Origin of the sequence: Sphingobium fontiphilum (assembly GCF_014196635.1) — a bacterium.
GTDB lineage: Bacteria > Pseudomonadota > Alphaproteobacteria > Sphingomonadales > Sphingomonadaceae > Sphingobium > Sphingobium fontiphilum.
The window spans coordinates 138,275-162,116 of sequence record NZ_JACIEB010000005.1; the positions used below are offsets into that span (position 1 = coordinate 138,275).

Consider the following 23,842-nt stretch of genomic DNA (forward strand, 5'->3'; position numbering starts at 1 on the left):
ATGTCACAGGAGAACAAGGCCATTTGCCAGTCCAATATCACCAAAAAGGCATCAGCCGTCGCTCAACCGGTCCGATCCAGCATATCCTCCGCCACTTCCATCAGCAACAGCGGCTCGGGCGGGCTGTCTTCGATGGCATCGACAAAGGCGGCGCGGGTGGCCGGTTCGTCATAGACCATTTTGGCGTCGAAAGCGGCCTGCCATGCGGCCCTGTCCGGCCATTCGGCGACACCGATGAAGCGGATGCGGCCATCGCTGCGCTCTTCGCGGTGCAGGCGCGAGCCAAGACTGCCATAACGGGCGCGGATCAGTTCCGTGCCCCGGCGCCAGGCGGCGCGAAACTGCGCTTCCTTGCCCGGATGCACGAACCAGCCATAAACGGCGACAAACATGATGCTTCTCCCGCCAGCGACAACGCGGCGGGCTGGGGAAAGGTCCGGCGGCGGCCGAAAGTCAGAACACCGGGCCTTGCACCGGCCCCTTGGGCGCGGCGGGCTTGGCCGCGCTCAGCGCCTCGACCAGGCCGGGCGTGCGGCCGTCGCGCTGGGCATAATCGCGGGCCGACATGCCCGCGATGGTGTCGCGCTTGTCGGGATTGGCCCCTTTCGCCACCAGCAGGCGGACGAGGCCGACATCGCGTAACTGCACTGCGCGGATCAGCGGCGTTTCGCCGCTGTCATTGGTCTTGTCGACCTGTGCGCCGACGCTCAGCAAAAGGGTGACGCCATCTTCGAACCGGCCCTGCACTGCGCGCATCAGCGGCGTATTGCCGCTATTGTCAGTGAGGTTGGGATTGGCGCCCTTGCTCAGAAGGAAGCTGAGCCAGGTCGCATCACGCCGGGCGATCACCAGATGCAGGGCATTTTCGCCAGTGGTGATGTCGCGGCTGTTGATGACGGTCGAACCGGGCTTTTGGAGCAGCGTAGTCGCTTTCTCGCCGTCGCGATCCTTGACCGCCTTCAGGAAATTATAGGCATCGGAAAACTGCGCCATCGCCGGCGCAGGCAACGCCATGGCGGGAACCGTCATCGCCGCCAGCAGCGCCGCACGCACCAAAGCCGAAAACCGTCCCTGCTTCATCATTCGCCCCGTTATATTTGCAAATCGGCCTTTAGCAGGGCATGGCTGGATGCGCCATGAACAAAGCCCTTTTTTCCGCCATCCTGCCGGTCCTTGCCCTGCTTTCCGCCTGCAATATGGGGGCGGGCGGCGACGCATCAAGCCAGCAGGGCGATCTGGCCGGCGCCCGCATCGGCGGCCCCTTCACCCTGACGAATCAGGATGGCAAAACCCGTCGCTGGAACGATTTCAAGGGCCAGTATCGACTTGTCTATTTTGGTTACACCTATTGCCCCGACATCTGCCCGACCGACCTCAACAGGATCATGCAGGGCTTTGCCCGGTTCGAAAAGGCGAGCCCCGCGCTCGCCGCCAGGGTGCAACCGATGCTGATCAGCGTCGACCCGGAACGCGATTCGCCGGCCGTCCTCAAAACCTATGTCGCAGCCTTCCACCCGCGCCTCATCGGCCTGACCGGAACGCCCGACGCCATCGCCACGGTGGCGAAGGATTTCGCCGTCCTTTACGGCAAAGAGGAGAGCAAGGGCGCGAGCGGCTATCTCGTCAACCACAGCCGCACGCCTTATCTGTTCGGGCCCGATGGCCTGCCGATCGCGCTGGTGCCGGTCGACGATCCGGGGACGCCGCAGGACGATGGCGCGCCCGATCAGGTCGCCGCCTTTCTGGCGAAATGGGTGAAATGAATTTCTGGGAACAGCCGCTCGATACGCTGAACCGCCAACAGTGGGAGGCGCTCTGCGACGGTTGCGGCAAATGCTGCCTGCACAAGGCCGAGGATGAGGATACCGGCCGCATCTATCCCACCAATGTCGCCTGCCGTCTGCTCGACCGGCAAAGCGGGCGCTGCACCAATTATCGCAAGCGGCGTAATTTCGTGCCCGATTGCGTACAACTGACGCCCGAAAAGACGCGCAGCATCACCTGGCTGCCGCGCACCTGCGCTTATCGCCTGCGCGCGGCGGGGGAACCGTTGCCCGACTGGCATTATCTGGTGAGCGGCGACCGCGAAGCCGTTCACCGCGCCGGCCAGTCGGTCCGCGGCTGGACCGTGGCGGAGACGGACGCCGGCGATTGGGAACATCATCTTGTCGACCGGGAAATCTGAACCCGGCGGCTTTGCCCGGCTGGCGCGCGCGCTGAGGCGCGGCGGAACAGCTGAACAGACGCCCCTGTTGACCATCGACGGCGCCGCCATGCCGGTGCGGGTGCGCCGGTCGGCCCGGGCGCGCAGCTATCGCCTGTCGGTCGACCATGCGCGCGGCGAATTGCGCCTGTCACTGCCCACCCGCGCCTCGCTGGCCAAGGCGCTGGCGTGGGCAGGGCAGCATGAAGCCTGGGTCCGCGAACAGATGGCCGCCCGCCCGGCGGGCGTGGTGCTGGCCGATGGCGCGGTCTTTCCATTGGAAGGCAGGGACGTGCGCATCATCTGGCGCGCCGACGCGCCACGCCAGATGATGCTGGACGCGGACAGGCTGATCGTCGGCGGGGCGGCCGAGTCGGTCGGCCCACGCGTGCTGCGCTGGTTGAAGGCGCGCGCGCTGGCTGCGCTGGAGGCGGACACGCGCGACCTTGCCGCCCGCCATGGCCTGGCCGTCGCGCGAATCGGCATTGGCGACCCGCGTTCGCGCTGGGGCAGCTGCTCGTCGGACGGGTCCATCCGCTACAGCTGGCGGCTGATCCTCGCCCCGCCCGACATACGCCGGTCGACCGTGGCGCATGAACTCGCGCACCTGCTCCACATGGATCACAGCCCCGCCTTCCACGCCGCCCATGCCCGCATATTGGGCGCTGACCCGAGGCCGGCGCGCGCCTGGCTGAAGGCGCACGGCGCGGCGCTGCATCGCATCGGGTGAGTTCCCACCACGCCCATGGCATCGCGGGATCACGCGCCCTAAATGAAGGACCGTGACCGCCCAACTTCCCCCGTCCATAACCGGCTGGTTCGCCGCCCGCGGATGGTCGCCGCGACGGCACCAGATGGCGATGCTGGCGGCGGCGCGGGCCGGCCGCCATGCGCTGCTGGTCGCGCCAACCGGGGCGGGCAAGACACTGGCCGGGTTCCTGCCGACTCTGACCGACCTGATCGAACGACCGACCGACGGGCTGCACACCCTCTATGTCTCGCCCTTGAAGGCGCTGGCCGTCGACGTGCGGCGCAACCTGCTCGACCCCATCGCCCAGATGAGCCTGCCCATCCGCGTCGAAACCCGCACCGGCGACACCCCTGCCGATCGCAAGGCACGCCAACGTGTGCGTCCGCCGCAGATATTGCTCACCACGCCCGAATCGCTGTCGCTGTTGCTATCGCATGAAGACAGTTTCCTGCTGTTCGCCGATCTGCGGACCATCATCATTGATGAAGTCCATGCCTTCGCCACGCAGAAGCGGGGCGACCTGCTGGCACTGTCGATGGCGCGGTTGCAGGCCATCAACCCCGGCCTGCGCCGCGTCGCCCTCTCAGCAACGGTCGCCGATGCCGACGCCTATCGCGCCTGGCTGGCCCCCCATGCCGCCATCGAATCGGTGGAGGCGGTGATGGGGGAGGCGGGGGCCGATCCCAATGTCGCAATATTGATCCCAGAAGGCCGGGTGCCATGGTCAGGCCATTCGGGCAAATATGCCGCAGGCCAGGTGATGGCCGAGATCGCGCGGCGGCGCACGACCCTGGTCTTCTGCAACACGCGGGGGCTGGCTGAACTCATCTTTCAGGAACTCTGGTCGGTCAACGACGCCAACCTGCCCATCGCCATCCATCATGGCAGCCTGTCGGTGGAGGCGCGACGCAAGGTCGAGGGAGCGATGGCGGAGGGGCGGCTGCGCGCGCTGGTCGCCACCGCTTCGCTGGACCTCGGCGTCGATTGGGGCGATGTCGACTGCGTCATCCAGATGGGGGCGCCCAAGGGCAGCTCGCGCCTGTTGCAGCGGATCGGCCGCGCCAATCACCGGCTCGACATGCCGAGCGAGGCGATCCTGATTCCCGGCAACCGCTTCGAATATCTGGAGGCGCGCGCCGCTTTGGATGCCGTCGAGGCTGGGGAACGCGACGCCGACGATTTTCGCCCCGGCGGCCTCGACGTGCTGGCCCAGCATGTCATGGCCATGGCCTGCGCCGCGCCCTTCCACGAGGAGGACATGCTGGCCGAAATCCGTTCGGCTCTGCCCTATGCCGACCTCTCCGCCGAAGCCTTCGCCCATGTGGTGCAGTTCATCGCGGGCGGCGGCTATGCCCTGCGCGCCTATGACCGTTTCCAGCGGCTGACCCAGGAGGCGGACGGCGCATGGCGGGTCAGCCATCCGCGCTTCGTGCAGCAGCACCGGCTGAACGCGGGGATCATCGTCGATCAGCCCGCGCTCGCGGTGCGCTTCGCCAATGGGCGAAAACTGGGCACGGTGGAGGAGATGTTCGCCGCCACGCTGCGGCCGGGCGACTGCTTCTTCTTTTCCGGCATGGCGGTCGAAGTGGTACGGATGGACAGCGCCGACCTGACCGTGCGAGCGACCAGCCGGTCGGCGCGCATCCCCAGTTGGGGCGGCACGCGCATGGCGATGTCGACGCGGCTGGCCGACCGGGTGCGGCGTTTTCTGGCCGATCCCGGGCAATGGCGCCGCTTTCCCGACGATGTGCGCGAATGGCTCAACATGCAGCAATATCGGTCGGTGCTGCCGCAACCGGGGCAATTGCTGGTCGAAACCTTCCCCCATGAAGGGCGGCATTATATGGTCTGCTACAGTTTCGAAGGGTGGAACGCGCACCAGTCGCTGGGCATGCTGCTGACCCGGCGGATGAATGCGCAGGGGTTGATGCCCATGGGCTTCGTGTCGAACGACTATGCGCTCGCCATTTACGGCCTCAAGCCCGTGACCGATCCGGCCAGCCTGTTCACGCCCGACATATTGGACCATGAATTTGTCGAATGGGTGGAGGAATCAAGCCTGCTCAGGCGCGCCTTCCGCGACGTGGCGGTGATTTCCGGGCTGATCGAGCGGCAGCATCCCGGCAAGCGCAAGACCGGGCGGCAGGTGACCTTTTCCACCGACCTCATCTATGACGTGCTGCGCAAATATGAGCCGGGCCACATGCTGCTGAAGGCCGCATGGGCCGATGCGCGGGCGCGGATGACCGATGTCGGGCGTCTGGGTGACCTCATTGACCGGGCGGCGGGAACGATGGTGGTGAAGGCGCTGGACCGGGTCAGTCCGCTGGCCGTGCCCGTGCTGATCCTGATCGGGCGGGAACAGGTGGCGCAGCATGATGTCGACGACGCGCTGCTGATCGAGGCGGAGGCGCTGATCGCGCAGGCGATGCGCGCCGATTGATCCGCGCCGGCTTTTGCCCCCCCGGCGCGGATCGGATCAGGTCAGAACTGGCCGCGCAGGGTGATGCCCCATGTGCGCGGCTCCGCCAGATAGGCGGAGATGAGCTGGTTCGCCATCGGCGCGCCGCCAGCGAACTGGCCAGTCGTCGATGTCGACGGGCTGCTCGACTGGAGCGGGCTGGAGAAGGCGACCTGGGTATAATCCTGGTTGAAGATATTCTGCCCCCACAGCTCGATCGCCCAGCGCTGATCCTTGCCGCGGATACCGACGCGGGCGTTGACCACGGCATAGCCGTCCTGCACCTTTTCGGGGAACAGGTCCGAACCTGTATTATAATCGCCGGTCATGCGGCCATCGACATAGAAGAGAGCGGACAGGCCCGAAGACCCGATTTCCGGCGTCCAGGCGAAGCTGGCGGTGGTCACCACCTGCGGCGCGTTGGAGTTAATGGAGCCGGGCAGCAGGAACAGGGCCGGATCAAGCGGCACGCTGCCGTCGCCGCTGCCCACCAGCCGATTGGCGAATTTGGCGCGGGCATAGGTGAAGCCGCCCGACACCCGCACATTGCGCGCGGGCGATGCGGTCAGCTCCAGTTCCACGCCCTGGCTGATGAGGCCGGGGCCGACATCGCCGCTGGCGCAGGCGCGGGTCGCCGACAGAGCGCTGTCGCAACCATTGATATTCTGAACGATAAAGCTGGTGCCGTTGAAGGTGTTGAGCTGGAAATTGCTGAATTCCTGACGGAAGGCGGCGATGTTCGCGCTCCATTTGGGCTGGGTGTATTTCAGGCCCACTTCAAAGGCGTCGACGGTTTCCGCCGCGAACCGCAGGGATGCGACATCGGCATTGCTGCGCGGCGAGAATACGGAGGGGATGGCGTTGAGGCCGGTATTGCCAAGCTGGAAGCGATCGAGATTATAGCCGCCCGCCTTATAGCCGCGCGAATAGCTGCCATAGACGAGCAGGCTGTTGATCGGCTTCCACGACACCACCGCCGTGCCGGAAAATTCGCCGTCGCCAACCTTGTCGTTAAGGTCGAGCGCGTTGAGCGTGGTCGACCCGTTGCCAAGGCAGCCCAGCGTCAGGATGCCGCCCGCCAGCGCCGCGGCGCTGCCCAGTTGCGGGTTGGTGGCGAGGCCGGGCAGGGCGGAGGACTGCAACGCCGCGCAGGTCGCGTTATTGTTATTGAGGTCGGCGGAAAACCGCTTGCTTTCATGGGTGTAGCGCAGGCCCAGCGTGACATCGAGCGTGTCGGTGACATGCACGATATTATGGGTGAAGAGCGCCCAGTTCTTGCTGGTCTGATAATAGCGCGAGCCGACATCCCCCGTGCCCGACGGGATCGCCGCCAGCGCGGTCAGGCCATTGCCCAGCCCTGTGGAGATCGCCCCCGCCTGCGCCGCCGCGACGGGTGCGGGCAATCCGGCGCCCAGGAAGGCGGCGTTCAGCGCGGCGTTCAGCCTTGCCTGCGTCCCCGCGATCAGCGGCGCGGTGGCGAGGCCATTGCCGCAGGCGGCCAGTTGCGCCTGGGTGAAATTGCTGGTCGCGGCCGAACCCGCCATCAGGCGGCAGGCGGCGAAACGGCCATAATCGGCGCCGAAGCGGATATTATCCTGCAAGGTCAGCTTTTCATGGGCGAAATAGCCGCCCACCAGCCAGTCAAGCATATTGTTGAAGGCCGACCCCTGCACACGCAATTCCTGCGTGAAGGTGCGGAACTGGCGGAACGTGCCGGGATCGCGATAGAGCAGGTCGGCGGCATTATAGTCATAATCGCCATAGTCGCGGGATTTGTAATCGCGATAGGCGGTGATGCTGGTCAGCTTCGCGCCGCCCAGATCATAGTTGATCTCGCCCGAAACGCCCCAGTCGCGCAGCTTCGACACATAGTCGCGGCCCGGCGTGATCCGCAATTCGCGGTCATAGGGATCGGCGGGGATCGGGCCAGCCTGTCCGGCCATGATCGCGGCGATGCGGTTGAAAGAAGCGGTCGTATAAGCGCCGGCGCCGTTGGGCAGCCGCTCGCGCGTTTCGATATAGGCCGCGCCGCAACAGCTTTCGTCGCGCTTGGTATAGTCGGCGATCAGGCGGATCGACAGCGCGTCGCTCGGCTCGAACAAGGTCTGGCCGCGCAGGAACAGGCGGTCGCGATCATTGGTATCGCCGACCTTTTCGCCTGCCGCATCGACAAGGTCGAAGAAGCCGTCGCGCCTGGACCAGACGCCGTCCAGGCTCATCGCGATGCTTTCGGAGAGCGGACCGGTCACACGGCCCGCCAGCCGCCAATAGTCATAATTGCCGTAGGTAACTTCCCCCTTGGCGCCAAAGGTGAATTCCGGCTTCTTGCTGACGATGTTGAGCAGGCCCGCAGAGGCGTTGCGGCCGAACAAGGTGCCCTGCGGACCGCGCAGCACCTCTACCCGCTCGATCTCGCCCAGTTCGTTGAGGCCAGCGCCCGTGCGCGAACGATAGACGCCGTCGATGAACACCGCGACCGAGCTTTCGAGGCCCGGATTGTCGCCGACCGTGCCGATGCCGCGAATGCGGGCCGACCCGTTGGCTTCAGAGCCGGTGGACGACACCAGCAGCGAAGGCGCAAGCTGGTTGAGGGTGCGGATGTCGCTTGCGCCGCTATTCTGCATCGACTGGGCGGTCACCGCAGAGACCGCGATCGGCACGTCCGACAGCGGGCTGGCGCGGCGCGTGGCGGTGATGATGATGACGTCGTCTTCAGCCGGAGCCTGCTCTGCGCCCTGGGGCGCTGCGTCCTGCGCCATGGTGGGCGTCGCCGCTCCAGCCAGGATGAAAGCGCACACGGAAGCCAGCAAAATCGGTTTGTTGGTCATGGACTGTCCTCTCCTGCCGCGTGATATTTTTTCACGTCGGTCTAGCGATGCATGTTTATGATGCCACACCCGCGAAATGGCAAGAGAAGCTAGGAAATCTGCGGAACAGAGCATGGCGACGACCCCCCTTTTTGTCGCGCTGTGCTAAATCAGCAACTCTTAAATTGCCGTTTCCGTAACGTCTCCTGCTGGAGAGGAAATTGCAAGAGTTTCTCGCCGGCGACCACCAAAGCGCGCGCATCCGGGCCGACGGCGGCGGCGATGGCCGTATCGGCGGCATCCAGCCCCCCGGTCATGGCGCCAAAAGCGGGCAGAATCAGCTTGCTCCGCCCCCGCACGAAACAGCGTCGCGCCACCGGGCGTCCCCGCACCGACAGCCGAAATTTGGGATGGAAATGCCCTGAAATTTCGGGCCTGGCGTCGTCCGCCCGCGCCTCGTGGCGCAATTGGATGCCATCGACCAGCATTGCTTCGACCGCCATGCCGCCGGGCAGGCCGCCCGCCAGCATGGCGTCGTGATTGCCCGAAATCCAAGTCCAATCGACCCGCTTCATCAGCGCGGCCAACCCTTCGCGCACGGGCCGCGCCAGTCGTTCGGCCGCACCGGAGTCGTGAAAGGCGTCGCCCAGCGAAAAAACCGCACGCGCGCCCGTCCGCTCGATCAACCCGATCAACGCATCCAGCGTCGCCTGGCTATCATGCGGCGGCAGGAACTGGCCGAAGCGCGCATACCAGCTCGCCTTTTCGAAATGCAGGTCGGCGACCAGCAAAGCCCGCCGCGCTGGCCAGTAGAGCGCCGCTTCGGACAGCGCCAGAAAGGATTGATCCGCGAACGAAAGGGGAACCATGGCTTCCCCTATGGGCGCGACGCCCGACGCTGGCAAGAGTGCGCCGGGGGGCGTATAGGCGCGCCATGACGCTCCCGGACCAGACCACCGACCTGACCATCGCCGCGCTTTACTGCTTCGCCGCGTTCGACGCGCCGGAGGATGTCGCCGAGCGATTGCGCGCCCGATGCGACGATCTGGCGATCAAAGGCACGCTGATCCTTGCCAGCGAAGGGATCAATGGCACGGTCGCGGGATCGGCGGCGGGCATCGACGCACTGATTGCGGCGATCCGCGCGCTGCCGGGATGCGCCGACATGGACGTCAAATATGCCCATGCGCCCACCATGCCCTTTGGCCGGATGAAGGTGAAGGTGAAGGCGGAGATCGTCACATTGGGCGCGGGCGATCTCGATCCCGCAAGGCGCGCCGGGTTTCACGTGGAACCATCGGAATGGAACGCGCTGATCGCCGATCCCGATGTGGTGGTGATCGACACCCGTAATGACTATGAGGTTGCGATCGGCAGTTTCGAGCGCGCGCTCGACCCCGGCACGCGCCGCTTTCGCGACTTTCCCGCCTGGTTCGACGCACAGGCGGAACAATGGACGGCGCAGGGGCGGCGGCCTAAGATCGCCATGTTCTGCACCGGCGGCATACGCTGCGAAAAATCGACCGCCCTGGTCAAGGCGCGCGGTTTCGAACAGGTCTATCACCTGAAAGGCGGCATATTGCGCTATCTGGAGGACATGCCGCCAGCCGACAGCCTGTGGCGCGGCGATTGCTTCGTGTTTGACGAAAGGGTCGCGGTCACCCACGGGCTGGCCCCGGGCCGCCATCGCATGTGCGCGGGCTGCGGCCATCCCTATGCCGTGGACGGGCCGCATCAATGCGCCGCCGGTCAGGACGGCGGCGGCGCCCCCGGCACGGCGACCAGTTGAACATCGCCGCGCGCGCCCTGATCGGGCAGCAGGAAATCGACCCTGCCCCGCCCGAAATCAATCGCCACCCGGTCGAATACGCGCAGCGCGCTGATGCCCAGCAGCAGGGCGGGTTTGTCGTCCAGTTTCAGCTCCTTGAACGGGCGTGCGTCGGCAAACAGCACCGGCAGATCGCGCAGGGTGACGCTCCCCATGCGCATCTTGCGGATACGCCCGACAAGGCCGTGCAAGGGATCGCCGGTCACGCTGGTCAAGGTCGCCGGGATGAGGGTGGGGGCCCGGCCGCGCTTCGTCAACTTTTCGAACAGCGCCATGTTGCCGACACTGAAATCGGTGCCGGTGTCCAGAATGATGTTGACGCTCATCCCCTCCACCTGGGAATTGAGCAGGATCAACTGGCCGTTGCGTCGTCTCGCTTCGACCACGATCGTGTCGGGATCATTGTAGATCTGCTTGCGGCTGGAGCTGATCGTCATCCGTCCGACCCGGAAATCCATCAACAAACGCTTGGATTGAAGCCCGTCCAGACCCAGCAGCCCCGGCGCCCCCAGATGCTCCTCATCCAGAACCGGCGCCTGAATATCCTTGATGGGCCCCGCGCCAAAGGCGATGGGCGGCAACTCGACGCTGTCCACCTGCGCCCTGCCCGCCATGGACAGCACCGTCACCGTCTGATTGGGGCGCAAGGTCAGCCGGTCGACCAGCGCACGGGATACAACCGTGCGCTGCGAGCCGGTGTCGATGATGAAATGCCAGGGGCCATGATCGCCGATCTGCACGGGGATGGTCACCCGCTGCTGCGCCGGCGGGCCAGTGCGAACGACCGAAGCGGCTTCCTCTTCGTCATGAACAGCGGCATCGACCTGCCCGGCCTGCGCCATGGGCTGGGCGGAGGCGGTCGCAGCCCCCGCCAGAAGGGCTGTCAGCAAGGTTCCGACCCAACGCATGGCGCACCTCCCCAAATATCGCTTTGGCGGCGTTCATAGCATGAACCGACCTATGCGGTCCATCGCGGGGCGCGCGCGCCACGGCGGATCGGGAACGCCGCCTTGACTTGCCATCATCCTGCGTTATGGGGAAATCCTTCCCCTTGCCGCCCGGCGCGGGACTTTCCTTTTCCTTCGACGCCCGGGCCACAATCCCCTATTGTCATTCCTACCCACCGGACACGCACCCATGCATCTCAAGGACCTCAAGAAAAAAGCGCCCGCCGACCTCGTCACCATGGCCGAAGAGCTGGGTGTGGAAGGCGCATCGACCCTGCGCAAACAGGATCTGATGTTCGCGATCCTGAAGGCCGAGGCTGAAAATGGCGAGCAGATCATGGGTGAGGGCACGATAGAGGTGCTGCCCGACGGCTTTGGCTTCCTGCGCAGCCCGCAAGCCAATTATCTGGCTGGTCCCGACGATATTTATGTGTCGCCCAATCAGGTCCGCAAATTCGGCCTGCGCACCGGCGATACGGTGGAAGGCGAAATTCGCGCGCCCAAGGACGGCGAACGCTATTTCGCGCTGACCAAGCTGATTTCCGTCAATTTCGATGATCCCGACGTGGTGCGCCATCGCGTCAATTTCGACAATCTGACGCCGCTCTATCCCGATGAGAAGCTGAGCCTCGACACGCTTGACCCGACCGTCAAGGACAAGTCGGCCCGCGTCATCGACATCATCTCGCCGCAGGGCAAGGGCCAGCGCACGCTGATCGTCGCGCCGCCCCGCGTCGGCAAGACGGTGATGCTTCAGAACATCGCCAAGGCCATTACCGACAATCATCCCGAAGTCTTCCTCCTGGTGCTGCTGATCGACGAGCGGCCGGAGGAAGTCACCGACATGCAGCGCAGCGTGAAGGGCGAGGTCGTGTCCTCCACCTTCGACGAACCCGCCACCCGTCACGTCCAGGTCGCCGAAATGGTGATCGAGAAGGCCAAGCGGCTGGTCGAGCACAAGAAGGATGTCGTCATCCTGCTCGACTCCATCACCCGCCTCGGCCGCGCCTACAACACCGTGGTGCCTTCGTCGGGCAAGGTGCTGACCGGCGGCGTCGACGCCAATGCGCTCCAGCGGCCCAAGCGATTCTTCGGCGCGGCGCGCAATATTGAAGAGGGCGGTTCGCTGTCCATCATCGCCACCGCGCTGATCGACACCGGCAGCCGCATGGACGAAGTCATCTTCGAAGAGTTCAAGGGCACCGGAAACTCGGAAATCGTGCTCGACCGCAAGGTCGCGGACAAGCGCATCTTCCCGGCGCTGGATGTCGGCAAGTCGGGCACCCGCAAGGAAGAATTGCTGGTCGACAAGGCCAAGCTGTCCAAGATGTGGGTGCTGCGTCGCATCCTGATGCAAATGGGCACCATCGACGCGATGGAATTCCTGCTCGACAAGATGAAGGATTCCAAGACCAACGAGGACTTCTTCGATTCGATGAATCAATAAGGGCGCCATGGTCCTGGAACAGGCGCTGCTGCATGTCCGTGACGGGCAGGACGCCGCCTTTCGCGCCGCCATGGAACAGACCCGGCCGCTGATCGCGGCGTCGCCCGGTTTTCTGGGAATGGAATTGCGCCCGGCGATCGAGGAACCGGGCGTCTATCTGTTGCTTGTGCAATGGGCGTCGATTGCCGATCATCGTGATGGATTTCGGCGGTCGGATCGCTATCAACAGTGGCGCGCCTTGCTGCACGGTTTTTATGATCCGATGCCGCATGTTCGCTATTTCGGAGACCCGCTTTGATCGACCTGTTCACCGCCGCTGCGGCCGCAACCCAGGGACTTGGCTCGCCTGCCGAGATCTGGGGCCATATCGTCAATGATTTCAGCAATATAGGATCACCATCCGCACTGGCGGCCTTTGGCCAGGTGCTGATGATCGACGTGCTGCTGGCGGGCGACAACGCCATCGTCGTCGGCGCGCTGGCCGCCGGGCTGCCTGCGGCGCAGCGCAAGAAGGTCATCCTGATCGGCATCATCGCGGCGCTGGTGTTGCGCATCGGCTTTGCGCTGGTGGTCAGCCAGTTGATGCAGATTGTCGGCCTGATCCTGGCGGGTGGTCTGCTGTTGCTGTGGGTCAGCTGGAAAATGTGGCGCGAGCTTCATCCGGCGCGTGGTGGCGATACGCCAGACGATCCGAGCGATGATGATATTTCCGGCCTGCGCCCGGCGAAAAGCTTCGCCGCCGCCGCCTGGGCCGTGGCCGTGGCGGACGTATCCATGAGCCTGGACAATGTGCTCGCGGTGGCAGGGGCGGCGCGCGATCACCCCGGCATCCTGATTATCGGCCTGATCCTGTCGGTCGCGCTGATGGGCATCGCCGCCAATATCATCGCCAAATATATCGAACGCTTCCGCTGGATCGCCTATCTGGGCCTGGCCGTCATCGTCTATGTCGCGGTCAAGATGATCTACGAGGGCGTTGTCGACCATAATGTCGGAATTTTGACGCTGTTCGTTTGACCCGAGCGCGTTTGAAAGGACGAAAAAATGGGCGGGGCCAATTGGCTCCGCGCATTTTTGATGCGTCGCGAAGACGGCGTGCGGGTTCAGGGTAGCAAAATGGTCGATCCCGTGGTCGCCCGCGACTCCAGCGCGCGATGCGCATCAGCGGCATCCGCCAAGGCAAAACGCTGGCCGATCGCGGCCTTCACAACGCCGCGCTGCATATGGTCGAACAGCCTTTGAGCGGTATGGGTCAGTTCCGATGGCGTCGCAATATAGTCGAACAGGGTAGGGCGGGTTACGTAGAGCGAACCGCCCCGGCTAAGTTCCAGCAGGCTGACCGGCGGCACCGCCCCCGATGCATTGCCGAAACTGACCATCAACCCGCGCCGCTTCAGGCAGGCGAGCGAGGCGCTCCAGCTGTCCTTGCCGACGCCGTCATAGACGACATCGACGCCCCTGCCCCCGGTCAGCGCCCGCACCTGTTCGGGCAGGGCGTCGAAAGCGCCGGTCAGGCGGTGATCCGCATCGACGCCGGCGGCCTTTGCGGCCGTGCCCGCATGAGCGATCACGACCACGCCCTTGTCCCGCAGCCATGGCGCCAACACCGATCCGACGCCCCCGGCCGCCGCATGGACCAGCGCGACCTGCCCCGCTTCCAGAGCGACGCTGTCTTCGGCCAGATAGCAGGCGGTCATGCCTTTCAACATCATGGCCGCGGCCTCATCGCACCCGATGGCGTCGGGAATGCGCACGAGTTGACCGGCCGGCACAATCCGGTGGCTGGCATAGCTGCCCTGCCCACTGACGCAGCCGACCTTGTCGCCGACGCTGAAATCGGTCACCCCTTCGCCCACGGCGACGACATGGCCTGCCCCTTCCGATCCCAATGTCAACGGCAGATCGGCGGGATAGAGCCCGGATCGATAATAGGTGTCGATGAAGTTGAGCCCGACGGCCTCCTGCGCGATCAGCACTTCGCCCGGCCCCGGTGGGCCGGGATCGAAGGCTTCGCGCTCGATCACCTCCGGCCCGCCATGGCGGCGGGCGATCATGCGCCAGGCATGCATCAGGCCAGATGCTCCGCGAAGAAAGCAGCCGTGCGGCCATCGGCCAGCGTCGCGGCCTCCTCATTTCGGCGCGCGCCCATTTCGGCGGCAAAACCATGGTCGAGCCCTTCATAATCATAAAGGGTCACATGGCGATTGTCGCTCAGCCCCTCATGCATCGCCTTCTGCGTTTCGGCGGGTACGAAGCCGTCGGCGGTCGGAATATGCAGCAGAACCGGCTTACCAATGGCATGTTGTTCGTTCAGCAGTCCGTCGATGCCGACGCCATAATAGCCGACAAAGGCGTCGCCATCGGTGCGGCAGGCGGACATGAACGCCAACCGCCCGCCCAGACAATAGCCGACCAGCCCGACCTTCCCGCCGCCCATATCGGCACGCGCGGCCTTGATCGTCGCTTCGATGTCGGCGATCCCCGCATCCTGATCGAACTGGCCGAACAGGCCAAAGGCCTCCTGCAACTCTTCAGGAACATCAGCGTCCAGTTCGATATGCGGGCGAAGACGCCAGAACAGGTCGGGCGCATAAGCGAGATATCCGGCGGCGGCCCAGGCATCGCATTTGCGGCGAATGCCTTCGTTCACACCGAATATTTCCTGTATGATGATGATCGCCGCCTTGGGCGTGCCATCGGGGCGAGCGACATAGGCGTCGAAGCTGCCCGAGCCATCCAGCGTCGCGATCGATTCAAATTCCGCCATGGGTTCATCCTTTCCTGAAAGATCGTTGACCATATTGGCCCGGCGATCAAAGAGCGCAACCATCGAGAGCCCTTCAAAAAATTGGCATTTTCATCACAAATGCGTCATGACGGTTTTCAGACGATTGCGACAAGGGAAGACAGCATGAAAGTATCTGTCGACGTGGACTGCACACCAGCCGAAGCCCGCGCCTTTCTGGGCCTGCCCGATGTAACGCCCCTGCACGACAGATATGTGAAGACCGTGCTTGATGCCTGGGAAGGGGCGGGCAGCCTGGAACAGATGGAAACCATGCTGAAAAGTGTGTCGCCCATCGGCGATGCGGGCATGCGGCTGTTCAAGCAAATGATGGATCTTGGCCTCGCCTCAGGCGGGCTCGGCAACAAGGATAAATAAACGGCTCGGGCCATCCATCAGGCCACGACCAGTGACCGACACCATATTCGCCCTGTCGAGCGGCGCGCCACCGGCTGGCATCGCGATCCTAAGGATCAGCGGTCCGCTTGCCGGGACGACGCTGGCATCGCTGGGGGGCCCCTTGCCCCAACCGCGCCGCGCAAGCCTGCGCCTGTTGACCGATCCCGACGACGGATCGCCGCTGGACCGCGCGCTGCTGCTCTGGCTGCCCGGACCGAACACCGCCACGGGCGAGGATCTGGCTGAACTTCATTGCCATGGCGGCCGCGCCATCGTGCGCGCGGTGGAGAATGTGCTTGGCCGAATCGCTGGTCTGCGTCCGGCACAGGCAGGGGAGTTCACCCGCCGCGCTTTCGACAATGGGCGGCTGGACCTTAACGCGGTCGAAGGTCTGGCTGACTTGCTGTCCGCGGAAACCGAACACCAACGCCGTGCCGCTTTGGCCATGGCGGAGGGGCATTTTTCACGCCGCGTCGACCGGTGGCGGGATGAACTGCTGACCCTGTCCGCCATGGTGGAGGCCGCGCTCGACTTTTCCGACGAAGATGATGTTCCCGCCGACGATATCGAGGCGCGGATCGGCCATGGCATATCCGCGCTCGCCAGCGATGTGGGCGCGGCGCTGGCGGCGCCATCGGCGGAGCGGCTGCGCGACGGCGTTCGGGTGGTGCTGGCCGGGCCGCCCAATGCCGGCAAGTCGACATTGCTCAACGCGCTGGTCGGGCGGGACGCCGCCATCGTTTCCGATGTGGCGGGCACGACGCGCGACCGGATAGAGGCGCCAGCCGCCTGGGGTGGGACGCCGTTTCTGCTGACCGACACGGCGGGCCTGCGTGAAGAAGCGGGGGATGCGATCGAGGCCATCGGCATCGACCGCGCCCGCGCCGCTGTCGATGCCGCCGATATCCTATTGTGGCTGGGCGACCCGGCCACGCCGCCGCGCGCCGACGCCATCCTTGTCGCCGCGCAATGCGACCGCCTGCCCGATGATGGCCGCCACGATATCCGCCTGTCGGCAGTGACGGGGGAGGGGATGGACAGGCTGCGCGCCATGCTGCTCGAACGCGCCGCGCAATTGCTGCCCGGGGAGGGCGACTATGCGCTGCACATGCGCCAGCGCACCCATGGCGAGACCATCGCCCGCCATCTTGCATCGGCGCTTTCCACAACCGACATGCTGATCGTCGCGGAAGAACTGCGCGGCGCGCGCGGCGCCATAGATCGGCTGACGGGCAGGGCGGGGACGGAGGATATGCTCGACCGGCTGTTCGGCGGCTTCTGCATCGGCAAATAGCCGCTGGCCACCATTGTTCCACGTGGAACAGGCTTTTGACGATGACCGCCAAAAAGGGTAAGTCGCGCCCATGCAGAAACGCTATGATGTGATCGTGGTCGGTGGCGGCCATGCCGGATGCGAAGCGGCCGCCGCGGCGGCGCGCAAGGGTGCGCGCGTCGCCTTGCTGACCTTTGAGCGGGCGACCGTCGGCGCCATGTCCTGCAACCCCGCTATTGGCGGCCTGGGCAAGGGCCATCTGGTCCGCGAAGTCGACGCCTTTGACGGGCTGATCGCCCGCGCCGCCGATGCCGCCGCCATCCATTACCGGATGCTGAACAGCAGCAAGGGCGCGGCGGTGCAAGGCCCCCGTATCCAGGCCGACCGCAAACGCTATCGCGCCGCCATTCAGCAGATGCTGGCAGACCAGTCGGGACTGGAGCTGGTGGAGGGTGAAGCCGTCGGCATTCGCCTGAAGCATGGGGCTGTAGCCGGCCTTGATCTCGCCGATGGTTCCCATATTGACGCGCCCGCCATCGTTCTGGCCACAGGCACCTTCCTGGGCGGCAAGCTGTTCAGGGGCGAGGAACGAATGACCGGCGGCCGCACGGGTGAACGCGCCGCCACCGCGCTGGGCATCCAGTTGCGTGAGCTCGGCCTGCCCATCGCTCGCCTCAAAACCGGCACGCCGCCGCGCATCAACGGGCGCACCATCGATTGGGCAGCGCTGGAGGCGCAACCGTCCGACAAGGCGGGCTGGACCATGTCGCCGCTGTCCGATGGCCGACCCTTGCCCCAACTGGCCTGCGCGATCACGCGCACCAATGAACGAACCCATGCGATCATCCGCGATGGGCTGAACCGCTCGCCCTTGTTCAGCGGCGCGATCGAAGGGCGGGGGCCGCGTTATTGCCCGTCGATCGAGGACAAAATCCTGCGTTTCGGCGACCGCGATGGACACCAGATATTTCTGGAGCCGGAGGGGCTGGACGACCATCTCGTCTATCCGAACGGCATCAGCACTTCGCTTCCCACCGATGTCCAGGTGGCCATGGTCCGATCCATGGCCGGACTCGAACAGGCGGAGATTGTCGTGCCCGGTTATGCGGTCGAATATGATCATGTCGACCCGCGGGCGCTGACTGCCTCGCTCGAACTGCGTGCGGTGGCGGGCCTGTTTTGCGCCGGGCAGATCAACGGCACCACCGGCTATGAGGAAGCCGCCGCACAAGGGCTGGTGGCGGGCGTCAACGCCGCCGCCTTCGCCCGCGATGAAGCGCCCATGATCCTTGACCGCTCCAGCAGCTATATTGGGGTGATGATCGACGATCTGGTGCTGCAGGGCGTAACCGAGCCCTATCGAATGCTGACGGCGCGCGCCGAATATCGCCTGCGCCTGCGCGCCGACAATGCCGTAACGCGGCTTACTCCTATTGGCCTCGCCCACGGCGTCATCGGGGCAGAACGGGCGGGCCGTTTCGCGGAACGCCAGGCGCAACGCGCTGCGGTTGAGGCCGAACTGGCCATCGAACGCACGTCGAGCGAGATGGCGAAGGCCGGCGCCGCAGTCCGTCAGGACGGCGCCCGGCAGAGCCTGTTCGCATGGGCGCGCTTCCCTGAAGTCGGCTCGGGCCTGCTGATGGCGATGGCCCCCACGCTCGCAACCATCCCCATCGACTTGCGCGACGAGATATTGGAGGACGCCCACTACGCCCCCTATCTTGAGCGGCAGGAGGCGGAGGTCGTCGAACTGCGCCGCAATGAGCGCGTCGTTATCCCAGCCGATTTCGATTTCGTCAGCATCGGCGGACTCTCCAGCGAGATGCGCGAACGGCTGGGCGCCGCACGGCCCGAGACGCTTGCCGCCGCCAGCCGGGTGCGCGGCATAACGCCCGCCGCGCTCGCCGCCATCCTCGTCCACATCAGGCGACGCGCCGCATGACCGAGGACGAGGCGCGCAGTTGGATTGCCGCGCAATGGGATGTTCCACGTGAAACATGGGCAAAGCTGGAACGCTATATCGCCCTGTTGCTCGCCGGGATGGCGCACCAAAATCTGATCGCGGAATCCACCCGCGATCAGATGTGGGCCCGCCATATCGTCGATTCGGCTCAATTATTGCCCTTCGCGAAAGATGCCACGGATGGCTCCTGGATCGATCTAGGGTCAGGCGCGGGACTGCCCGGCATCGTCGTCGCGATCTTGTCCGGCCGGCCGGTGGTGCTGGTCGAATCCCGACGCAAGCGCATCAACTTTCTCTCCGAGGTCGCCGCTGATCTCCGCCTCGGCCATGTGAGCGTGTTTGGCGGTCGTGTCGAAACCGTGCCGACCGCGCGGGCCGCCATCATCAGCGCCCGCGCTTATGCGCCGCTGCCCCGCCTGCTCGACTCCGCCATCCATCTATCCACAGAAAAGACACTCTGGCTGCTGCCAAAGGGCCGAAATGCCGAAAATGAACTGGAGGCGGTGCGTCCAACATGGCAGGGTGCGTTTCACGTGGAACGCAGCGTCACCGATCCCGAAAGCGCGATCGTCGTGGCGCACTCCGTCAAGAGGAAGGGCCGCCGATGATCCGTATCGCCATCGCCAATCAGAAAGGCGGCGTGGGCAAAACCACCACCGCCATCAATCTGGCCACGGGTCTGGCGGCGACCGGCCTGCGCGTGCTGTTGGTTGATCTCGATCCTCAGGGCAACGCCTCGACCGGCCTTGGCATAGGCCGCACCCAGCGCGACCAGTCCAGCTATGAATTGCTGATGGGCGGTTGCGCACTCGACGAAGCGGTGATCCGCACCGCTGTGCCCAAGCTGGACCTGATCCCCGCGACGCAGGATCTGTCGGGTGCGGAGATCGAACTGATCGACTATGAGGAGCGCACCCACCGACTCCAGCGCGTGCTGGATGAGGCGCAGCCAGGCCGCTGGGACATTTGCCTGATCGACTGTCCGCCCTCTCTCGGTCTGCTGACCATCAACGCACTTGTCGCGGCGCAATCGCTTTTGGTGCCGCTCCAGTGCGAGTTTTTCGCGTTGGAGGGCCTTTCGCAACTGCTCCAGACTGTCGACCGTATTCGTGGTCGCTTCAATCCCGACCTGTCGATCATGGGCGTCGCGCTGACCATGTATGACCGGCGCAACCGCCTGACCGATCAGGTCGCTGATGACGTGCGCGCGTGCCTGGGCGACCTCGTCTTTTCCACGGTCATTCCGCGCAACGTCCGCCTGTCGGAAGCGCCCAGCCATGGGATGCCCGCGCTCATCTACGATATCCGCTGTTCTGGATCGGAAGCCTATATGCGCCTTGCCCGCGAACTCATTGCCCGCCTGCCCCGGCAGGAGGTCGCTGCGTGAACGAACAGGCGAGCGAGAAGCCCAAGGCCGTCAAGCGCACGGGCCTCGGCCGTGGCCTGTCCGCGCTGCTGGGCGACGTGAATCAGGAAACTTCGATTTCAGCGCCAACGCCCGCCACCGGTTCGAGCCGGTCCGTGCAAAGCATCGAGATCGCACTCATTCATCCGCATCCTGAACAGCCGCGCCGCCATTTCGACGAAGGCGCTCTGCAAGAGCTGGCGGAGAGCATTGCGCAGCGCGGCGTCATCCAGCCGATCATCGTTCGCCCCCATGGCAATGGCTACCAGATTGTCGCGGGCGAACGCCGCTGGCGCGCGTCGCAACGGGCGCAGCTTCATCGCATCCCCGCCATTGTCCGCGAATTCGACGAAGCCGAAACGCTGGAAATCGCCCTTGTCGAAAATATCCAGCGCGAGGAGCTGAACCCCATCGAAGAAGCGGAGGCCTATCGCAAGCTGATCGGCGAATTCGGCCATAGCCAGGAGGCGCTGGGCCGCCTCGTCGGCAAATCGCGCAGCCATATCGCCAATCTCATGCGCCTGCTCGACTTGCCGCGCACCGTGCAATCGGCGGTGATGGAATCGCGCATCTCCATGGGCCATGCCCGCGCGCTGATCGGCGCGCCCGATTGCGAGGCGCTGGCCCGCCGCATCGAGGACAAGGGCCTGTCGGTGCGCGACACCGAAAAGCTGGTGCGGCAGGTGAAGAAGGGCGACGATGCCAGGCCGTCGGCGCGATCGTCCGGCGGTGCGACAGCCGGCAAGGATGCCGACATCGCGGCACTGGAACATCATCTGGCCGACATATTGGGGCTGAAGGTCGAAATCGCCCATGGCGATGGCAAGGGCGGGCAGGGCGGCCTGTTGTCGCTGCGCTATTCATCGCTCGACCAGCTCGACATGCTCTGCCAGCGCTTGTCGGGTGAGCGGATTTAAGTCCTTTCCGCCACTGGCGTTTTGCGTCCGGCCTGCCTAGTTTGCGGGCATGGCCGACATGCAATCCACCGGCGGCGCCGCGCCCGCCATCATCCGTCGCAGCGATTATCGGGCACCCGACTGGCTGGTCCCCGACCTCGCGCTCGATTTTGACCTTGACGCCGCGCACACCCGCGTCCACGCAACGCTCAGCGTCGCCCGCAACGGCGCGCACGGCCGGCCGCTCAGGCTGGACGGCGACGGGCTGGTGCCGCTGCTGGTCCGGGTCGACGGGCAGGAGCTGACGCCCGAAGGCTGGTCGATGGAGGGTGGCGCGCTCATCATTCCCCTGACTGGCGACGCGCACAGCGTCGAAACGCTGGTCGACATCGCGCCGGCCAGCAACAGCAAGCTGATGGGCCTTTACGCCAGCGGCGGCCTGCTCTGCACCCAGTGCGAAGCGGAAGGATTTCGCCGCATCACCTTCTTCCCCGACCGTCCCGATGTGCTCTCGCGCTACCATGTGCGAATGACAGCGGACAAGGCGCTCTATCCGGTGCTGCTGTCCAATGGCGATCCGGTGGGGCAGGGCGAAGGCGCTGACGGCCGCCACTGGGCGGAGTGGCGCGATCCCTTCCCCAAACCATGCTATCTCTTCGCGCTGGTCGCGGGCGACCTGGCCTGCAACGCCGACAGCTTCGTGACGATGAGCGGGCGCGAAGTGCGGCTCGGCATATGGGTGTGCGAGGCCGACCTGCCGCGCACGGCCCATGCCATGAAGGCGCTGAAGGACAGCATGGCCTGGGACGAGCGAGTCTATGGCCGCGAATATGATCTGGACGTGTTCAACATCGTCGCCGTTGCCGATTTCAATTTCGGCGCAATGGAGAACAAGGGTCTCAACATCTTCAATTCGCGCTACATATTGGCCGACCCGGAAACCGCGACCGACATGGACTATGACGGAGTGGAGGGGGTGGTCGCCCACGAATATTTCCACAACTGGTCGGGCAACCGAGTCACGTGCCGCGACTGGTTCCAGCTCAGCCTGAAAGAGGGCTTCACGGTTTTCCGCGACCAGAATTTCTCGGCCGACATGGGCAGCCATGCGGTCAAGCGGATAGAGGATGTCCGCATCCTGCGCGCAGCCCAGTTTCAGGAGGATGCCGGGCCGCTGGCGCACCCGATACGTCCTGAATCCTATATGGAAATCAGTAACTTCTACACTTCGACCGTCTATAACAAGGGCGCGGAGATCATTCGCATGATGGCCCTGATGCTGGGGCCGGAACGGTTCCGCGCGGGCGCAGACCTCTATTTCGACCGGCATGACGGGCAGGCCGCCACTTGCGAGGATTTTGTCCGCGCGATGGAGGAGGGCGGTGCAATCGACCTCACCCAGTTCCGCCGCTGGTACGAACAGGCGGGCACCCCGCGCGTCGCCGCCCGGTTGGCGCATGATCCGGTCACCGGCGCCGCCACGCTGACGCTGGCGCAGGCCGTGCCGCCCACGCCCGGCCAGCCCGACAAGCAGCCGATGGTCATTCCGCTGCGCACCGCCCTGTTCGACCCGGCCACCGGCAGCCATAGCGGCGAGCAATTGCTGATGCTGACGCAGGCGGAACAGAGCTTCACCTTCGAAGGCTTCGCGCAATCGCCCCTCCTGTCGATCAATCGCGGCTTTTCCAGCCCGGTCATCATCGAAAGCGAACGGTCCCAGGCGGATCTCGCTTTCCTGTCCGCCCATGACGACGATCCCTTCGCCCGTTATGAGGCGATGCAGCAATTGATGGTCAATGTGCTGGTCGGCACGGTTGCGGGCCAGCCGGTGGATGAAAGCACCGTGATTGCCGCCATCCGCCAGACCGCGACCAACCCCGCGCTCGACCCCGCCTTCATCGCCGAAGCCATCCGCCTGCCCGCCGAAGCCTATCTGGGCGACCAGATGGCGATGGTCGATCCCGATGCGATTCACGCCGCGCGCGATGCGTTACAACAGCGGATCGGGGTGGAACTGGAACCGTTGTGGCGCGACATTCATGCACGGACACAGGCCAATGGCTTTGCCCTCTCGCCCGCCGCCAAGGGCGCGCGCGCCCTGCGCAATGTCGCGCTCACCTATCTGGTGGCGTCGGGGGCGGAGGATGGCCCAGCCATCGCCTTCACCCAGTTCGACCGTGCCGACAATATGACCGAACGGCAATCGGCGCTGGCGACATTGGCCAGCGGCAGGAGCAATGAACGCGAAGCGGCGCTGGACATCTTCTATCATCGCTACAGCGATGACCCGCTGGTGCTGGACAAATGGTTCCAGACGCAGGCGCTGGCCTTCCACCCCGACACCGTCGACCTGGTCGAGGAACTGGGGCGGCACAAGGCTTTCACCCTGTCCAATCCTAATCGGGTGCGCGCGCTCTATGGCGCCTTTGCCGCCAATCAATGGGCGTTCCATCATGCATCGGGCAAGGGGTACAGGCTGGTCGCCGACTGCATCATGGCGCTTGACCGATTGAATCCGCAGACCGCCGCCCGGCTGGCGCCGCCGCTCGGCCGGTGGAAGCGGTTTGACGCCAGCCGCGCCGCGATGATGCGGGCCGAGCTGGAGCGAATCTTGGCCCAGCCTGGCCTGTCGAAGGATGTGACGGAGCAGGCGAGCAAGAGCCTGGAATAAGGGCGC

At 65.0% G+C, this 23,842-nt stretch carries 22 protein-coding genes; 15 read left to right on the plus strand and 7 right to left on the minus strand.

All coding sequences use genetic code 11. The features are described 5' to 3' along the window. Window positions 1-62 precede the first annotated feature (62 nt). Together GGR44_RS11490 and GGR44_RS11495 are read right to left on the minus strand one after the other, a co-directional pair. On the minus strand, window positions 63-392 hold the full coding sequence (locus GGR44_RS11490; RefSeq protein WP_183955727.1) for an antibiotic biosynthesis monooxygenase family protein: 330 nt from the start codon (window positions 390-392) through the stop codon (window positions 63-65). A gap of 61 nt (window positions 393-453) precedes the next feature. Next, window positions 454-1,080 carry an ankyrin repeat domain-containing protein gene (locus GGR44_RS11495; RefSeq protein ID WP_183955904.1) on the minus strand — a complete coding sequence of 209 codons (627 nt, stop codon included), beginning with the start codon at window positions 1,078-1,080 and terminating at the stop codon, window positions 454-456. 41 nt (window positions 1,081-1,121) lie between these two features. Between GGR44_RS11495 and GGR44_RS11500 the strand changes: the two genes are divergently transcribed. From GGR44_RS11500 to GGR44_RS11515, 4 genes are all read left to right on the plus strand, one after another. After that, on the plus strand, window positions 1,122-1,763 hold the full coding sequence (locus tag GGR44_RS11500; RefSeq protein WP_183955728.1) for an SCO family protein: 642 nt from the start codon (window positions 1,122-1,124) through the stop codon (window positions 1,761-1,763). Further along, window positions 1,760-2,185, plus strand: a complete 426-nt coding sequence (locus GGR44_RS11505) for a YcgN family cysteine cluster protein (RefSeq protein WP_183955905.1) — start codon at window positions 1,760-1,762, stop codon at window positions 2,183-2,185. The genes GGR44_RS11500 and GGR44_RS11505 overlap by 4 nt, the downstream gene beginning before the upstream one ends. Window positions 2,186-2,273: 88 nt before the next feature. After that, window positions 2,274-2,933, plus strand: a complete 660-nt coding sequence (locus tag GGR44_RS11510) for a M48 family metallopeptidase (RefSeq protein ID WP_183955906.1) — start codon at window positions 2,274-2,276, stop codon at window positions 2,931-2,933. Window positions 2,934-2,985: 52 nt separating this feature from the next. Further along, window positions 2,986-5,397, plus strand: a complete 2,412-nt coding sequence (locus GGR44_RS11515; protein ID WP_183955729.1) for a ligase-associated DNA damage response DEXH box helicase — start codon at window positions 2,986-2,988, stop codon at window positions 5,395-5,397. 41 nt (window positions 5,398-5,438) lie between these two features. Here GGR44_RS11515 and GGR44_RS11520 read toward each other — a convergent pair whose 3' ends face one another. Continuing rightward, the gene (locus GGR44_RS11520; RefSeq protein WP_183955730.1) at window positions 5,439-8,243 is read right to left on the minus strand and encodes a TonB-dependent receptor; all 2,805 of its coding nucleotides are present in this window, start codon (window positions 8,241-8,243) and stop codon (window positions 5,439-5,441) included. A 149-nt stretch (window positions 8,244-8,392) separates the two neighbouring features. Continuing rightward, the gene (gene pdeM / locus GGR44_RS11525; protein WP_183955731.1) at window positions 8,393-9,091 is read right to left on the minus strand and encodes a ligase-associated DNA damage response endonuclease PdeM; all 699 of its coding nucleotides are present in this window, start codon (window positions 9,089-9,091) and stop codon (window positions 8,393-8,395) included. A gap of 65 nt (window positions 9,092-9,156) precedes the next feature. Here pdeM and trhO point away from each other — a divergent pair, with 65 nt between their 5' ends. Further along, window positions 9,157-10,011, plus strand: coding sequence for an oxygen-dependent tRNA uridine(34) hydroxylase TrhO (gene trhO, locus GGR44_RS11530; protein ID WP_183955732.1), 855 nt, complete (start codon window positions 9,157-9,159; stop codon window positions 10,009-10,011). Here trhO and GGR44_RS11535 read toward each other — a convergent pair. Next, window positions 9,972-10,958: an aspartyl protease family protein gene (locus GGR44_RS11535; RefSeq protein ID WP_183955733.1), complete on the minus strand. Its 987-nt coding sequence runs from the start codon at window positions 10,956-10,958 to the stop codon at window positions 9,972-9,974. The two genes, trhO and GGR44_RS11535, sit on opposite strands and share 40 nt — an antisense overlap. Before the next feature lie 229 nt (window positions 10,959-11,187). Here GGR44_RS11535 and rho point away from each other — a divergent pair, with 229 nt between their 5' ends. From rho to GGR44_RS11550, 3 genes are read left to right on the plus strand one after another with little or no spacing between them, the layout of a single operon-like run. Further along, a complete protein-coding gene (gene rho / locus GGR44_RS11540) occupies window positions 11,188-12,444 on the plus strand; it encodes a transcription termination factor Rho (protein WP_183955734.1) in 1,257 nt (418 codons plus the stop codon). 7 nt (window positions 12,445-12,451) lie between these two features. Beyond that, on the plus strand, window positions 12,452-12,742 hold the full coding sequence (locus GGR44_RS11545; RefSeq protein WP_183955735.1) for an antibiotic biosynthesis monooxygenase family protein: 291 nt from the start codon (window positions 12,452-12,454) through the stop codon (window positions 12,740-12,742). Then, window positions 12,739-13,461 (plus strand): YjbE family putative metal transport protein, encoded by a 723-nt coding sequence (locus tag GGR44_RS11550; RefSeq protein WP_183955736.1) that lies wholly within the window; start codon window positions 12,739-12,741, stop codon window positions 13,459-13,461. Before GGR44_RS11545 ends, GGR44_RS11550 begins: the two co-directional genes overlap by 4 nt. A gap of 86 nt (window positions 13,462-13,547) precedes the next feature. On the opposite strand, the gene GGR44_RS11555 is transcribed toward GGR44_RS11550, so the two are convergent. Both GGR44_RS11555 and GGR44_RS11560 read right to left on the minus strand, forming a co-directional pair. Beyond that, window positions 13,548-14,498, minus strand: coding sequence for a quinone oxidoreductase family protein (locus tag GGR44_RS11555; RefSeq protein ID WP_183955907.1), 951 nt, complete (start codon window positions 14,496-14,498; stop codon window positions 13,548-13,550). Between the two features lie 14 nt (window positions 14,499-14,512). Then, on the minus strand, window positions 14,513-15,211 hold the full coding sequence (locus GGR44_RS11560) for a dienelactone hydrolase family protein (protein WP_183955737.1): 699 nt from the start codon (window positions 15,209-15,211) through the stop codon (window positions 14,513-14,515). A gap of 144 nt (window positions 15,212-15,355) precedes the next feature. Here GGR44_RS11560 and GGR44_RS11565 point away from each other — a divergent pair, with 144 nt between their 5' ends. From GGR44_RS11565 to pepN, 7 genes are all read left to right on the plus strand, one after another. Continuing rightward, window positions 15,356-15,607 carry a DUF6489 family protein gene (locus GGR44_RS11565; RefSeq protein WP_183955738.1) on the plus strand — a complete coding sequence of 84 codons (252 nt, stop codon included), beginning with the start codon at window positions 15,356-15,358 and terminating at the stop codon, window positions 15,605-15,607. 31 nt (window positions 15,608-15,638) lie between these two features. Next, window positions 15,639-16,922, plus strand: a complete 1,284-nt coding sequence (mnmE, locus tag GGR44_RS11570; RefSeq protein ID WP_183955739.1) for a tRNA uridine-5-carboxymethylaminomethyl(34) synthesis GTPase MnmE — start codon at window positions 15,639-15,641, stop codon at window positions 16,920-16,922. 70 nt (window positions 16,923-16,992) lie between these two features. Continuing rightward, complete coding sequence (gene mnmG, locus GGR44_RS11575; RefSeq protein ID WP_183955740.1) at window positions 16,993-18,843, plus strand: tRNA uridine-5-carboxymethylaminomethyl(34) synthesis enzyme MnmG; 1,851 nt, start codon at window positions 16,993-16,995, stop codon at window positions 18,841-18,843. After that, on the plus strand, window positions 18,840-19,472 hold the full coding sequence (gene rsmG / locus GGR44_RS11580; RefSeq protein ID WP_183955741.1) for a 16S rRNA (guanine(527)-N(7))-methyltransferase RsmG: 633 nt from the start codon (window positions 18,840-18,842) through the stop codon (window positions 19,470-19,472). The genes mnmG and rsmG overlap by 4 nt, the downstream gene beginning before the upstream one ends. After that, entirely contained in the window at window positions 19,469-20,251 is a 783-nt protein-coding gene (locus GGR44_RS11585) for a ParA family protein (RefSeq protein WP_183955742.1), read from the plus strand. Before rsmG ends, GGR44_RS11585 begins: the two co-directional genes overlap by 4 nt. Continuing rightward, window positions 20,248-21,186, plus strand: coding sequence for a ParB/RepB/Spo0J family partition protein (locus GGR44_RS11590; RefSeq protein WP_183955743.1), 939 nt, complete (start codon window positions 20,248-20,250; stop codon window positions 21,184-21,186). Before GGR44_RS11585 ends, GGR44_RS11590 begins: the two co-directional genes overlap by 4 nt. A gap of 49 nt (window positions 21,187-21,235) precedes the next feature. Next, complete coding sequence (gene pepN / locus GGR44_RS11595) at window positions 21,236-23,836, plus strand: aminopeptidase N (protein WP_183955744.1); 2,601 nt, start codon at window positions 21,236-21,238, stop codon at window positions 23,834-23,836. The last annotated feature ends 6 nt before the right edge of the window (window positions 23,837-23,842 follow it).

Excerpts from the sequence above, each read along its gene's own strand:
- GGR44_RS11490 (WP_183955727.1), bottom strand. The coding sequence starts at position 392 with ATGTTTGTCGCCGTTTATGGCTGGTTCGTGCATCCGGGCAAGGAAGCG.
- GGR44_RS11495 (WP_183955904.1), bottom strand. The coding sequence starts at position 1,080 with ATGAAGCAGGGACGGTTTTCGGCTTTGGTGCGTGCGGCGCTGCTGGCG.
- GGR44_RS11500 (WP_183955728.1), top strand. The coding sequence starts at position 1,122 with ATGGCTGGATGCGCCATGAACAAAGCCCTTTTTTCCGCCATCCTGCCG.
- GGR44_RS11505 (WP_183955905.1), top strand. The coding sequence starts at position 1,760 with ATGAATTTCTGGGAACAGCCGCTCGATACGCTGAACCGCCAACAGTGG.
- GGR44_RS11510 (WP_183955906.1), top strand. The coding sequence starts at position 2,274 with ATGCCGGTGCGGGTGCGCCGGTCGGCCCGGGCGCGCAGCTATCGCCTG.
- GGR44_RS11520 (WP_183955730.1), bottom strand. The coding sequence starts at position 8,243 with ATGACCAACAAACCGATTTTGCTGGCTTCCGTGTGCGCTTTCATCCTG.
- pdeM (WP_183955731.1), bottom strand. The coding sequence starts at position 9,091 with ATGGTTCCCCTTTCGTTCGCGGATCAATCCTTTCTGGCGCTGTCCGAA.
- trhO (WP_183955732.1), top strand. The coding sequence starts at position 9,157 with ATGACGCTCCCGGACCAGACCACCGACCTGACCATCGCCGCGCTTTAC.
- GGR44_RS11535 (WP_183955733.1), bottom strand. The coding sequence starts at position 10,958 with ATGCGTTGGGTCGGAACCTTGCTGACAGCCCTTCTGGCGGGGGCTGCG.
- rho (WP_183955734.1), top strand. The coding sequence starts at position 11,188 with ATGCATCTCAAGGACCTCAAGAAAAAAGCGCCCGCCGACCTCGTCACC.
- GGR44_RS11545 (WP_183955735.1), top strand. The coding sequence starts at position 12,452 with ATGGTCCTGGAACAGGCGCTGCTGCATGTCCGTGACGGGCAGGACGCC.
- GGR44_RS11555 (WP_183955907.1), bottom strand. The coding sequence starts at position 14,498 with ATGATCGCCCGCCGCCATGGCGGGCCGGAGGTGATCGAGCGCGAAGCC.
- GGR44_RS11560 (WP_183955737.1), bottom strand. The coding sequence starts at position 15,211 with ATGGCGGAATTTGAATCGATCGCGACGCTGGATGGCTCGGGCAGCTTC.
- GGR44_RS11565 (WP_183955738.1), top strand. The coding sequence starts at position 15,356 with ATGAAAGTATCTGTCGACGTGGACTGCACACCAGCCGAAGCCCGCGCC.
- mnmG (WP_183955740.1), top strand. The coding sequence starts at position 16,993 with ATGCAGAAACGCTATGATGTGATCGTGGTCGGTGGCGGCCATGCCGGA.
- rsmG (WP_183955741.1), top strand. The coding sequence starts at position 18,840 with ATGACCGAGGACGAGGCGCGCAGTTGGATTGCCGCGCAATGGGATGTT.
- GGR44_RS11585 (WP_183955742.1), top strand. The coding sequence starts at position 19,469 with ATGATCCGTATCGCCATCGCCAATCAGAAAGGCGGCGTGGGCAAAACC.
- pepN (WP_183955744.1), top strand. The coding sequence starts at position 21,236 with ATGGCCGACATGCAATCCACCGGCGGCGCCGCGCCCGCCATCATCCGT.